Raw genomic sequence first — 12,409 nt, forward strand, 5'->3', positions numbered from 1 at the left:
CCGTCGACATCGGTGAAGCCGGCGAGCAGGTCGGCGGCGCTGATCGTGTAGGGGGTGTCCTCGCTGCCGGCCGAAAGCGTCGCCGCACTGCCGCTGAGGACGGGAGCGTCGTTGACGGCATCAAGCGTGAAGCTTTGCGTGGCTGGGATACTGCCGCCATGGCCGTCGGTGACGGTGTAGCTCAGGCTGACCGGGCCGTTGTAGTTGGCATCCGGCGTGAAGGTCCAGGTGCCGTTGTTGTTGTCGACCAGGGCGCCATGATTGGCGGTGAGGCCAGTGACGGACAGCGGGTCGCCGTCGACATCGGTGAAGCCGGCCAGCAGGTCGGCGGCGCTGATCGTGTAGGGGGTGTCCTCGCTGCCGGCCGAAAGTGTCGCCGCATTGCCGCTGAGGACCGGGGCGTCGTTGACCGCATCAAGCGTGAAGCTCTGCGTGGCTGGGACACTGCCGCCGTTTCCGTCGGTGACGGCGTAGCTGAGGCTGACTGGGCCGTTGTAGTTGGCATCCGGCGTGAAGGTCCAGCTGCCGTTGTTGTTGTCGACCAGGGCGCCATGATTGGCGGTGAGGCCGGAGACCGACAGCTGGTCGCCGTCGACATCGGAGAAGCCGGCGAGCAGATCAGCGGCGCTGATCGTGTAGGGCGTATCCTCGCTGCCTGCGGCAAGCGTCGCCGCATTGCCGCTGAGGACCGGTGCATCGTTGACCGCGCCAAGCGTGAAGCTCTGCGTTGCCGGCACACTGCCGCCGTTTCCGTCGGTGACGGCGTAGCTGAGGCTGACTGGGCCGTTGTAGTTGGCATCCGGCGTGAAGGTCCAGCTGCCGTTGTTGTTGTCGACCAGGGCGCCATGATTGGCGGTCAGGCCCGACACCGACAGCTGGTCGCCGTCGACGTCGGAGAAGCCGGCCAGCAGATCAGCGGCGCTGATCGTGTAGGGCGTATCCTCGCTGCCGGCGGCAAGTGTCGCCGCACTGCCGCTGAGGACCGGTGCATCGTTGACCGCATCAAGCGTGAAGCTCTGCGTGGCCGGGACACTGCCGCCGTTTCCGTCGGTGACGGCGTAGCTGAGGCTGACCGGGCCGTTGTAGTTGGCATCCGGCGTGAAAGTCCAGGTGCCGTTATTGTTGTCGACCAGGGCGCCGTGGTTGGCGCTGAGGCCGGTGATCGACAGCTGGTCGCCGTCGACATCGGAGAAGCCGGCGAGCAGATCAGCGGCGCTGATCGTGTAGGGCGTATCCTCGCTGCCTGCGGCAAGCGTCGCCGCACTGCCGCTGAGGACCGGTGCGTCGTTGACCGCCGCCAGCGTCAAGCTCTGCGTTGCCGGCACACTGCCGCCATGGCCGTCGCTGACGGTATAGCTGAGGCTGACCGGGCCGTTGTAGTTGGCATCCGGCGTGAAGGTCCAGGTGCCGTTGTTGTTGTCGACCAGGGCGCCATGGTTGGCGGTCAGGCCGGAGACCGACAGCTGGTCGCCGTCGACATCGGTGAAGCCGGCGAGCAGGTCGGCGGCGCTGATCGTGTAGGGGGTGTCCTCGCTGCCTGCCAGCGTAGCCGCATTGCCGCTGAGGACCGGTGCGTCGTTGATGCCATTGATCACAACCGTCAGCGTGCCGACGCTGAGCGTGCCGTTCGACATCTTGATCGTGTACTGGATCGTGTCCTTGAACGTCTCTCCGGCGTCGAGCGCGTTGATCTGCGCGCTTAGACCGGCTGCGTCATAGTGGATCTTGTTGTCACTGCCGATCCAGAATGTTGCTCCCATCTGGCTGGTTTCGCTGAAGCTAATGCCCACGCCGTCCTGGATCAGCAGGTCCTTGTTGTAATCGACAAACGCCTTGTTGGTGACGACGATGGTTGCCCCTCCATCGTCGTTTTTGACGCCGTCATCCACCGAATAGATCGTCGTCTTCACGCCGCCGCCGCTTGCGCCCAGGACGTCGAACGTGAACTGAAGGCTGCCGTCCTCGGTGCCGGATTGTGTGAGATTGGCTGCCGCACCTGAATTCGAAAACGTGACGGTCGTGCCTGAAACTGTGGTAGTCGCCATTACAAATTCCCCCCGTGATACTGCGAACGAACGGAAGTGTTCGCCCCCCAATTGTTATTGTTAGCCGGGCGCCCCCACCCGTCCCGACGCAATCGCGGGATAAACATGCAATCTGGAAGGTATATTATATTTTTACGAAAAGTAAGCCATACAATACATATAACGCTGTAAACTATACAATAGAGTTAATTTGCTTATGCATATGGTTATCACCAATGCATGTGATTATTTGCGTGAACATTCTATTGGCAACCTGTACTTCCCGTTTATCGACACCGAAGAGTTCCGCACCGCGGCCGGCTGCGGGAACTCTCTCAACTATCAGAAGACGCGAACGGGGAAGGCTTCGATGGCCTTGGGCGGATATATCCGACGCGGCGATGAACGCTGGACGATGAATATACCACTACCTAAAAGGGATGAGGCCAAATCCACCTCTTTCAGGAGAAGAAAGATGAAACGCATCGAAAGGGAAGTGAGCGGCGGCTGCCAGTGCGGCGCCGTGCGCTATCATGCAAGCGTGATGCTCGATAACTCGCATCTCTGCCATTGCCGTATGTGCCAGAAAGCCTCGGGCAGCATCTTTGCCGCGCTCGTCGCCGCGCCCGATGATGCGCTGACCTGGACGCGCGGCAAGCCGAGCGTCTGGAGGAGCTCGGAGCTTGTCGAGCGTGGTTTCTGCGCCAATTGCGGCACGCCCTTGTTTTTCCACCACCTCGAAAACGGCCGCACCAACCTGATGATCGGTTCGCTTGACGATCCGAACGCCTTCCCGCCGCTGGCCAATACCTGCACCGAGAACATGGTGACGTGGTTCGAGACGATCACCGGCCTGGAAAATACCGGAGCAACCGAAACCAACGGCGCCGACTGGGCCGCGGCGATCAAGGTGAGCAACAACCAGCATCCCGATCACGATACTGCCTCCTGGGCGGTGCGGGGACGTGACGGTGCGGGGGTGGAAGGAGCAGAACACCTGTCTGCCGGTGCATGACGTTCTCGAGACACGGGAGCAGTCTACGGTTGTCAGGCTTTCGGGATGCGATGAGCTGCAACGATACCTGTTCAGCCGCCCTGCCAGCGCAGATGAAATCACGCAAGCCTATATCGCGGCGCCTGCCGTGACAGGTATGGCCGCGCACAGACATTCGACACCGGCGATACGTTCGATCGTTCTGGAGGATTGTCGGGTGATGGCCTCCTCGCTCCCTTGCCGGCGACATCGAGAACGAGCGACCGGAGCAGGGCGCTTGCGTCCGGGATTCCGGCGGCGCGCGGGCGCCGCCGGAGGAAACCTTGTTACACCTCGATGATGTAAACGATCGTCAGAGCATCGGGATCGACGATGACGATCCTGCCGTCCGCAAGGATGAAGAAGCGGTAGCCTTCATATTGCGGAACGATCTTCACGATGCGCGGCGGCAGCGGTTGCAGCCGGACCTTCTTCGGGATTTTTACCCCGACGGACACCGTGAAGTCGACTTCCTTGACCGGCTCGACATGGACCTCCTTCACCACTTGGCGAATTTCCGTCTGCTGTTCGACGGTGATGTTGACGCTGGTTTTGGTGTTAGTGGTCTGGTTGTTCGTCGTGGTGTTGCTGTTGACGTTGGTTTCGGAAGAACTCTTGTTCGTCGTCGATGAGTTCTGATCGGTCGATTGCTTAGACGCATCGCCGCTTTGCGTGGTGCCGGCGCTGCCCGTTCCCTCCGCAGGTCTGGCATTTTGCGTGCTGCTCTTCGAACCTGAAGCGGCCGCGCCGCCGGTATAGGTGCCACCGGACTTGGTGGTGGATTTCTGTTGGGTGGTGGCGCCGCCGCTGGCGTCTGTGCCACCGGACTGGGTTTCTGTCGAAGACTTGCCGGACGTGCTGCCGCTCTTCGACGGGTTGTCGTTCGACGGCTGCTGAGCGCTCTTCTGAGTGTCCGAACCTTGACCGGACTTCTGCTGCGATGACTGGCCTTTGCCTTGTGGGCAGGCTCCCGATGCGTCGGGCGTGCAGTCGGCGCCGGCGCCGGTGGCGCTAGAGCCGGATTGCGTGTCCGACTGGGAGCCGGATTGGGTCTGGCCGCTCTTCTGGGTGTCCTGCTGAGCTGTGGCTGATAATGATGCAAGCGGCGATACGCTCAGTGACAGTGCCGCGATGAAGATGGTGAGACGGGTACTTTTCATGGTCAATCTCCGAGGTCTGCGCGCAGGATGACGACCGCATTCTCATGCGGTGCATACCTTGGCTCGTTGTTGGAGAGGGGCGGCGAAAGCCGCCCGTTCTCATTGGATGATCTGTATGACCTTCCGGGAGGAAGGTTCGACGATCACCCGCTGATCGTTGACGATCGCGTAGGCATATTTTGGATCTTCTGGAATCGGTGTTACGACCACGGTCTCCGGGAGCGGCTCTCCGACGACAACCTTCTCCTTCACCACGACGCGTTTGGTCGGAGCGGGAGCCTGCTGAACATAGGTCACGACTTTCTGCGGCGGCGGTTCAAGGACGCTTCCAGCAACTCCACCCACAATGCCGCCCACAGCAGCACCGGCCGGGCCACCCACGACTGCACCCGCTGCAGCACCACCGGCTGCGCCTGTAACGGTCGACGATTGGGCAAAGGCAACGGACGACGCCAGTATCATGCCTGCGGTAATTCCTACTGTTTTGATATTCATTGATTTTCCTCCTTCGATGCGGTTGGCTCCGCTGGGAAACGAACCGCCGAACGGAGGAAGTGTTCCGTGGTTAGGACTTTATGCCGGGGCATGACCGCCCCTTGGTCTTAGCCGGGATCGGTTGTCATCTCACTGCGTGGGAAAGTGGCTCAGCATCCGGTCATGGACGTTCTCCCAGCCTACGATCATGGCTGCAATCGCGATGGCTTTGTCTCGATCTGACGCTTTCGTGATGTAGCCTTCGAGCAGCACGACCGGGCCGAGCATCCTGATCTCGATCGCGCTGCTGTCAATTTCCGGGTCGGCGGAAAGGGCAGCCGATATCGTCGCGATGGTCGATGCCGTACTGTGGCCTTCCGAGCAGCGCTCTTCATGACTGGTGGGGCCGAAGCTCATATTCTTCTCCTGTTCCGCCCCTCAACAGACCTGATGTTGCCTCACACACGTATATGAGCAGCGCACCCTGCGTTGGCCATCCCGACTTAGGTCCGTCTTCCTCCGCCACTTTGCCGCTTAGATTCTCCTCATTCTTCTTGGAAGGACCATCAGGGAGGTTCTAGCAATATTGCTGACTCCAGCCGGAACCTCCTGATGACTTGTCAGCTGTCGACCAATATCGGCAGCGAGGTCCGGACGAGGGCGGAGCCTTGCCATTGCTCGCAGGAAGCGAGGCCAAATAACAACTATTGAAGCCACCATAAGGCACCGATCGATAAGGTCGAACCTTTGGCGATCTGCCCTGCGCCTTCAGCGCCTTCGCGTTATCTTCGCTCGGTTCCTTGGCGCCATCGGATCGCTGCCTCAGTTCGGTTTCTGGCGCCAAGCTTGGAGAGAATTTGGGTCATGTGATGCTTGATCGTTTTCTCCTGCAGGTTCAGCCGACGCCCAATATGTTTGTTGGAAAGACCTTCTGCTGCGAGTTCCATCACCTCGATCTCCCGGCGGGTCAATGAAGCCCTTCTGTCAAACAGACTTGTCGAGGCGCGCATCGTCGGCGAGACGAACCTTGCGCCTCCCATGACCGTTCGAATGGCCTCTGCAAGTTCGCGTGATCCAGCACCCTTGACAACGTAGCCCGCCGCCTTTCGCCGTAACGCAGCGACAAGGGCTTCGATTTCCTCGGAGGCCGTCAGCATCATCACCTTTGTCTGTGGGCTTCGCACCACGATATCGGAAATTGCATCTATTCCCCCTCCGGGCATCGACACATCGAGCAGAAGGATGTCGGGCCTATGGCGCGCCGCCAGTGTGGCCGCGTCAGCGGCATTTGCCCCTTCGCCCACAACGACGAAATCCTCGATTTCAGACAGACTGCGGCTCACCCCTTCTCGAAAAAGAGGGTGGTCGTCCACGATCGCTATCGTAATGCCTGTCACGCTGTACCCTCCATCTCCTGGATTGAATTGAAAACATCTGGCGTCTGTGAGCCGGCCAATCGACGATGAAATGGCAGGCGTTTGGCAAACGTCCAGAGAGACACTTAGGAACGACTGAACACTTTATGTTCAGGCTTGTTTGATATTGGTGATTTTGACCCGCGGCGCCTTCGGGGCGTGTCTTATCGCATGACATGACCGGCACTCGGATGCCAACTCAAATAGCTTATTTTCACATCCGACTACGAAGATATGGCTTGTGATTTCGCCACCGGGGCGAAGCTGTTCGATAGGGGTTCGAGGGTTGAACTCAGCTTGACATCCGCCTCGGTCAGCCGCATCAGGTGACGTCGAAATTTAGCGGTCTCATCCGGCCGTTCGACTGACGAAGGGGCCGTTTCCGGGTCGAACTTCGACCTGTTCAATAGTCGTGGATCTTCACCATTTGCTGTTCTCGACACAAGACGATGACAGCGTCGTATCACGCGCAGGCACATATCGAGCACAAGCCGAACCATGAAACCTGGCTCGCGCCACGATATCGACCAAAGGGTTAGAAGTGACAGATGTGTATTTCCGGCTTTTCGGAACTCCCAATATGCATATTTCTGAGTAGCGATGGTCGCGCTTCGGGCTGCGTACCGGGGGAGCTGAGGGTTTGCGGCCAGTGAGCGCTGCACAGCTTCCAGAGCGCTTTGGCCCATTTGCAGGTGATTGGACGACATGTTGCCGGGATATTGCCTGTATCCAACGAGCCGCTCGGGGATGACTTCGATAAGATAGCGCGCGGCCAGCTTGAGTTCGAAATCGAGGTCTTCGCAGCCGCCAATTCCTTGCGCTGCATATGAGCTATCGAACCCACCAACCTCGAGCGCGACATCCCGACGGACAAGAAGAGAGCTTCCGTTGCCGACATATTTGAATGTCAGATGCCGAGCGTAGAGATATCCTCTCGCGGCGTTGGGGGTGCATGAGCGAATGATCTCATCATCATGATCAATGATATAATGCAGTACATAAACCGCAGCCCACTTTGGGGATAGGCGACTGAGAGCATTTACCTGCTTTTCGATTTTGGTCTGATGCCAAAGGTCGTCCGCGTCAAGAAATGCCACGTATCGACCTGCTGATTCACGGATACCGGTATTCCTTGCTGCGGCAACACCGCGGTTTGACGTGGAGAGCAGGCGAATCCGCGAATCTGCCCGCGCCGCTTGCTCGACCATCTTTGCCGTATCATCGGTAGAGCCGTCATTGACGACTATGATCTCCAAGTTTTGGTAAGTCTGGCACACGACGGATCGAAGTGTGAGTTCAATATAACGGGAAGCATTGAAGGCCGGGATGACGACCGAAACCAGCGGCCGGGTTAAATGACCAGTCTCCCTCCGATCCTTATATTCCAGCTCTCTCATGCGGTCGAACAATGTTGCGTTTCAGATGTAGGAGGTTCGTCTAGCATCGGGCCTCCTACACACGCGCGTGGATCACAGACTGTGCAGAGCTCAATCCTCCGCGGGAGCACAGCCATGTACACGCATGGCACGGCAGGCTATCGCGTTGCAATCTAACTTAGTTGCGGACAACTCAAAATGGACTTTAGTCCGATGCGGCCGAGGTCAGGTTCCGATGCCGACGCGATGCAACCTGCTGAATTGAGCGGCCGTTCACGTCCCGGACGCAGTTGCCCAGCAACCCGTCCGAAAACGATGGCCATGCTGGCGGGGTCCAGGAGGTTAGGCGCGGGCCACGCTGCCGTCAGGATGTCGGTCCGACCCCGATCCGTCAACATGTCGCGATGTTTGCTATTGGAGCCGCGCCGGCGTGCCCGCATATCTGCTCGCGCACAGGCTGGTCAGGAGGCCCACAGGCGCTAGATTAGGAAGGCAGGGAACCGGCTGGAGGTAACGGCGTTCCCTGGATAACTTCGTCCGCTCGGTTGTCGCCGACATCCCAGCCTCTTTCCAGGTCCGTATGACGACACAGCAGATCATCGCATTTTCTGTCATCGGGCTCATGATGGCGATCTTCATCTGGGATCGCTTCCGCTATGATGTCGTTGCCTGTTGCGCGCTCGTTTTGGCGGTCGCGACGGGGATTGTGCCGCCGGAAAAAGCCTTTTCCGGCTTTTCGGATGACATTGTCATCATTGTTGGCAGCGCCCTGATCGTCAGTGCGGGCGTCGCCCGGTCGGGCATCGTCGATGCCGCGATCAAGCGGCTTTTCCCGAACCTGAACACGCTTCATACCCAGCTCGCGCTCCTGATGATCGCCGTGGCCCTGCTTTCGGCGTTCATCAAGAATATCGGCGCGCTCGCCATCATGATGCCTGTCGCCTTTCAGTTCGCACGGAAATCCGGCGTTTCTCCCTCGAAATATCTGATGCCGATGTCATTCGCCGCCCTGCTTGGCGGACTGATGACGCAGGTCGGCACGTCGCCGAACATCGTCGTATCGCGGCTTCGCCAGGAGATGACGGGAACATCCTTCACCATGTTCGACTTCACGCCGACAGGCGCGATCCTGACGGTCGTCGGCATCACCTTTCTCCTGTTCTTCCACTGGCTGGTGCCGAGCCGCACCAAGCAGAACCACGCCATCGAAGATGTCGTCGAGATCAAGAATTACACGAGCGAAGTCGCAATCACCGACCAGTCGACGCTGCTCGAGCGGGCGCTCAGCGACCTGGTGAAGCTTGGCGATGGCGAGGTCATCGCCACGGCCGTCCTGCGCGGCGGCACCAGGAGGGCGCCGTTTCCTGATCTGACGCTCCGCTCGGACGATATTGTGATACTGGAAGGCCCTTCGGCAGCAATAGACCGCATCGTATCACAAGGGAAATTGAAGCTTTCCGGCAAGCCCTTGACGAAAGATGGCCTGCCGGACAGGAACATCATTTCGCTCGAGGCGATCGTCAGCCAGGACTCGTCCCTCACTGGTCTTTCGGCCAAGGAGCTGGCGCTTTCCTACACGCGCGGGGTCAACATTCTGGCGATCAGCCGGCATGGCGAACGCCTCAAGGAACGGTTGGGCAGCATGACGCTCGGCGTCGGCGACGTCCTCCTCCTGCAGGGCAGCCGGGCAAGCCTGGCCGCACTTCTGCAGGATTTTGGCCTGTTGCCGCTCGCCCAGCGCGAGGTGATGCTCGGCACCCGACGCCGTGCCTTCATTCCGCTGCTGATCCTCGCCCTCGCCATGGCAACGACCGCCGTCGGCCTCGCGCCGGTTCCGGTGGCTTTCTTCGCAGCGGCGCTGGGCATGGTCGTTTTTCGGGCCATTCCACTGACCGATATCTATAAAGCGGTCGACGGCCCGATCCTGGTTATGCTCGCCGCCCTTATTCCCGTCTCGGATTCCTTGCGCACCTCCGGCGGCAGCGACTTGATCGCCGGCTGGCTGGGTGTGGTGGCGATGAACCTGCCGGCATGGGGGGCACTCGGCCTGATCCTGGTCAGCGCCATGGCTGTTACGCCCTTTCTCAACAACGCCGCCACCGTTCTCGTCATGGCGCCGATCGCCGCCAGCTTTGCAACCAGTCTCGGCTTCAGGCCGGAAGCCTTCCTGATGGCGGTCGCAATCGGCGCGGGCTGCGACTTCCTGACTCCCGTCGGCCATCAATGCAATACGCTCGTCTTCGGTCCGGGCGGTTACAAGTTCTCCGACTACCCGCGTCTCGGCCTGCCGCTGTCGGCATTGATCATCCTGGTCAGCGTGCCCGCGCTGCTTTTCGTCTGGCCGGTGAAATAGGCCACCAAGGCAGCCGCAGCCGGTTTGAAAAGCCATGGATAGCAAGCGCCCGGGGAGGGCGGTTGCCCTCCCCAGATTTTATCAGGCGACTTCGGTCGCAAAACGCTGGAACAGCGGTTTCAGGCGAGGGTGGCGCGCCGCCGGCGGCGGATGAATTTCAATGGCCCGACCGGCCCTTGCCTCGCGTCGTAGCCATTCGCTGATGGTTTCGGCGCTGGTGTGATCCAGGTAATGGAGGTCCTCGCTGACAATCTTGACCTTGCGGCCCTCGGGCAGCTGCTCGAGCGTGTTGAGCAGTATGGGTACATCCTTGCAGGTCGCTGCGCCGCCGAGCTGGACATGGATTTCCTCGTCTATCTCGGCGTGCCTGATCGCGAGTTTTCGCCTGAGATAGGGTACGATCTCGATGATCGACAGCGCCAGGCCGAGCGCCACGCCGACCAGCAGGTCCTGCAGGACGACCATGGCGACGGTCACAGCCCAGATGCCGACCGGGACCAATCCATGATGCTCGAACAGGTGTCTGACATGACGCAGGCTGATCAGCCGCCATCCGGTGACGAGCAGAACCGCGGCGAGGGCCGACAAGGGAACCAGGGTCAAGAGGCTTGGCGCCAGCGCTACCAGGCCCAGTATCCAGATCCCGTGGAAGATGGCGGAGGCCCGCGTGCGTGCGCCGGCCTGAATGTTGGCCGAGGAACGGACGATGACGCCGGTGATCGGCAATCCGCCAAGCAGGCCGCAGAGCCCGTTGCCGACGCCCTGAGCAAACAGCTCCTTGTTGAACCGGGTGCGCACGCCGTCATGCATCCGGTCGACGGCGGCGGCCGAAAGAAGGGTTTCGGCACTCGCGATGACGGCAATCATCACCGCCATGAGAATGACGCCGGGCTCCAGCAACCGGGCGAAGTTTTCCGCGGTCGGCAGTGTGATGCTGTCCACGAGCGAGGTGGGCACCTCGACGCGCGCGATCGGCAACTGCAACGCGGCGGCAAGAACCGTCGCCGCTGCGACACCGACCAGCGCTCCCGGAATGAGCGCAAGGGATTTCGGGCGGCATTTCTCCCAGCACACCATCGCAAGCAGGGATATGAGGCCGACCTTCAAAGCGGTTGCCTCGCTCGTCAGGCCAGTCCCCCAAAGACGGCCGAGACTATCCTCGATCGCCGCGACGTTCTCCATCCCGCCGGCAGCGGGCTTGGCATCCATCAGCACATGAATCTGCCCCAATATGATCAGAATGCCGATACCGGCGAGCATGCCGTGAACCACGGCCGGCGAGATCGCGCGGAACCAGGAGCCGGCCCGCAGGAACCCGCCGGCGATCTGCAGGAAACCGACGGCGATCAGGACGGGGGCGAGCATGGCGACGCCATACTCCTCGACGAAGCCGAAGACGATGACGGCAAGTCCGGCCGCAGGTCCGGAGACCTGCAGCGGCGAACCCGACAGGAAGCCGACGACGATGCCGCCGATGATTCCGGAGATCAGGCCCATCGACGCCGGCACGCCGGAGGCGATAGCGATCCCGAGGCACAGGGGTATGGCGACGAGAAAGACGACCAGCGAGGAGGCGAGGTCGCGCGAAAAGGTGGAGCTCACTGCTGTCATGGCGCTACTCCGCGGCAAGCATTGCTGCGATTTGCGGCATGACATGCGGCCGATCGCGGCCGGTCACCGCAACCGGCAGCGGCTCTCCCTCCTGCGGCATCGTGAAAGTCGCTTTCGCCCCGTCATAGACCTGAACTTCGCCGGTCTCGATGTCGAAGAACCAGCCATGAAGGGTGATCTCGCTTGTGGCGAGTTTTGCGGCGACGGAAGGATGCGTCTTCAGGTGATCGAGCTGAACGACGACGTTTTCCATCGCCACGGCGCGCACGCGGTCACTTTCGGACAGGTCGTCCGGATAGGCCCGGCAGACGATCGAATGTGCGGCGTGGCTGTGGCGCAGCCAGGCTGCGACATTGGGCATCGGCTCGAGCAGCTCCGGATGGCACAGGCCCTTCATTGCGCCGCAATCCGAATGGCCGCAGACGACGATGTCGCTGACGCCGAGCGCCAGGATCGCATATTCGATGGCGGAAGAGACCCCGCCGTTGAGCGTCGAGAACGGCGGGACGATATTGCCGGCATTGCGGCAGACGAAGAGATCGCCGGGACCGGCCTGCGTGATGGTTTCGGGCATCACCCGGCTATCGGCGCAGGATATCATCAGAGCCTGTGGTTGCTGGCCTTCCCTCGCCAGCTTGCGATAAAGCGCCGACTGGTTGGGAAAAACCGCGCCGCGAAAACTGGAGATACCTTTCAGGAGATCACCCATTGTTCGGATCCTCTTTCTGGCCGGACGTCGGATTGGGGAGGAATGTCTCTCGTCCGGCGGGTTACAGAAGCGATTCGTTCGCAGGTGCGAAAAGAACAGCAAAAAGTGTGCAGTGCAACCAGCCGCTGCTGGGCTGCGATCAACAACACGTGAGGAGGGTGCCGAGATCGGCTGGAACGCAAGGTCAGCAATGCGTCCTCATGTCGGCCACAGGTGGCGATCTTTGCCTTCGCCCGGAAGCCGACGGTCCGGCG

Annotated in this window: 10 protein-coding genes; 2 read left to right on the forward strand and 8 right to left on the reverse strand. The window is 60.5% G+C overall.

The annotated features are described in order from the left end of the window. Positions 1-2,045, reverse strand: a 2,045-nt coding sequence (locus PYR71_RS18870; protein ID WP_275620428.1) for a cadherin-like domain-containing protein, incomplete at its 3' end; no start/stop codon positions are given. Between the two features lie 454 nt (positions 2,046-2,499). On the opposite strand from PYR71_RS18870, the gene PYR71_RS18875 reads away from it, so the two are divergent. Continuing rightward, complete coding sequence (locus tag PYR71_RS18875; RefSeq protein ID WP_183919477.1) at positions 2,500-3,039, forward strand: GFA family protein; 540 nt, start codon at positions 2,500-2,502, stop codon at positions 3,037-3,039. Between the two features lie 305 nt (positions 3,040-3,344). Here PYR71_RS18875 and PYR71_RS18880 read toward each other — a convergent pair whose 3' ends face one another. The 5 genes from PYR71_RS18880 to PYR71_RS18900 all read right to left on the reverse strand — a co-directional run bounded on the left by PYR71_RS18880 (position 3,345) and on the right by PYR71_RS18900 (position 7,503). Further along, a complete protein-coding gene (locus tag PYR71_RS18880) occupies positions 3,345-4,217 on the reverse strand; it encodes a DUF1236 domain-containing protein (protein ID WP_275620429.1) in 873 nt (290 codons plus the stop codon). A gap of 99 nt (positions 4,218-4,316) precedes the next feature. Continuing rightward, positions 4,317-4,712: a DUF1236 domain-containing protein gene (locus tag PYR71_RS18885; RefSeq protein WP_275620430.1), complete on the reverse strand. Its 396-nt coding sequence runs from the start codon at positions 4,710-4,712 to the stop codon at positions 4,317-4,319. 129 nt (positions 4,713-4,841) lie between these two features. Continuing rightward, on the reverse strand, positions 4,842-5,108 hold the full coding sequence (locus PYR71_RS18890; protein ID WP_275620431.1) for a BON domain-containing protein: 267 nt from the start codon (positions 5,106-5,108) through the stop codon (positions 4,842-4,844). Between the two features lie 365 nt (positions 5,109-5,473). Next, positions 5,474-6,088 carry a response regulator gene (locus PYR71_RS18895; RefSeq protein ID WP_275620432.1) on the reverse strand — a complete coding sequence of 205 codons (615 nt, stop codon included), beginning with the start codon at positions 6,086-6,088 and terminating at the stop codon, positions 5,474-5,476. Between the two features lie 242 nt (positions 6,089-6,330). Continuing rightward, positions 6,331-7,503 (reverse strand): glycosyltransferase family 2 protein, encoded by a 1,173-nt coding sequence (locus PYR71_RS18900; RefSeq protein WP_275620663.1) that lies wholly within the window; start codon positions 7,501-7,503, stop codon positions 6,331-6,333. A 559-nt stretch (positions 7,504-8,062) separates the two neighbouring features. Between PYR71_RS18900 and PYR71_RS18905 the strand changes: the two genes are divergently transcribed. After that, positions 8,063-9,835, forward strand: a complete 1,773-nt coding sequence (locus PYR71_RS18905; protein ID WP_275620433.1) for an SLC13 family permease — start codon at positions 8,063-8,065, stop codon at positions 9,833-9,835. Positions 9,836-9,916: 81 nt separating this feature from the next. Here PYR71_RS18905 and PYR71_RS18910 read toward each other — a convergent pair whose 3' ends face one another. Together PYR71_RS18910 and PYR71_RS18915 are read right to left on the reverse strand one after the other, a co-directional pair. Beyond that, positions 9,917-11,446: a SulP family inorganic anion transporter gene (locus PYR71_RS18910; protein ID WP_275620434.1), complete on the reverse strand. Its 1,530-nt coding sequence runs from the start codon at positions 11,444-11,446 to the stop codon at positions 9,917-9,919. A 4-nt stretch (positions 11,447-11,450) separates the two neighbouring features. Further along, complete coding sequence (locus PYR71_RS18915; protein WP_275620435.1) at positions 11,451-12,155, reverse strand: carbonic anhydrase; 705 nt, start codon at positions 12,153-12,155, stop codon at positions 11,451-11,453. Positions 12,156-12,409 lie beyond the last annotated feature (254 nt).

Origin of the sequence: Rhizobium mulingense (assembly GCF_029194105.1) — a bacterium.
GTDB classification, from domain to species: domain Bacteria; phylum Pseudomonadota; class Alphaproteobacteria; order Rhizobiales; family Rhizobiaceae; genus Rhizobium; species Rhizobium mulingense.

Bases quoted from the DNA above. Each gene is read 5' to 3' on its own strand.
- PYR71_RS18875 (WP_183919477.1), top strand. From the start codon at position 2,500: ATGAAACGCATCGAAAGGGAAGTGAGCGGCGGCTGCCAGTGCGGCGCC.
- PYR71_RS18880 (WP_275620429.1), bottom strand. From the start codon at position 4,217: ATGAAAAGTACCCGTCTCACCATCTTCATCGCGGCACTGTCACTGAGC.
- PYR71_RS18885 (WP_275620430.1), bottom strand. From the start codon at position 4,712: ATGAATATCAAAACAGTAGGAATTACCGCAGGCATGATACTGGCGTCG.
- PYR71_RS18890 (WP_275620431.1), bottom strand. From the start codon at position 5,108: ATGAGCTTCGGCCCCACCAGTCATGAAGAGCGCTGCTCGGAAGGCCAC.
- PYR71_RS18900 (WP_275620663.1), bottom strand. From the start codon at position 7,503: ATGAGAGAGCTGGAATATAAGGATCGGAGGGAGACTGGTCATTTAACC.
- PYR71_RS18905 (WP_275620433.1), top strand. From the start codon at position 8,063: ATGACGACACAGCAGATCATCGCATTTTCTGTCATCGGGCTCATGATG.
- PYR71_RS18910 (WP_275620434.1), bottom strand. From the start codon at position 11,446: ATGACAGCAGTGAGCTCCACCTTTTCGCGCGACCTCGCCTCCTCGCTG.
- PYR71_RS18915 (WP_275620435.1), bottom strand. From the start codon at position 12,155: ATGGGTGATCTCCTGAAAGGTATCTCCAGTTTTCGCGGCGCGGTTTTT.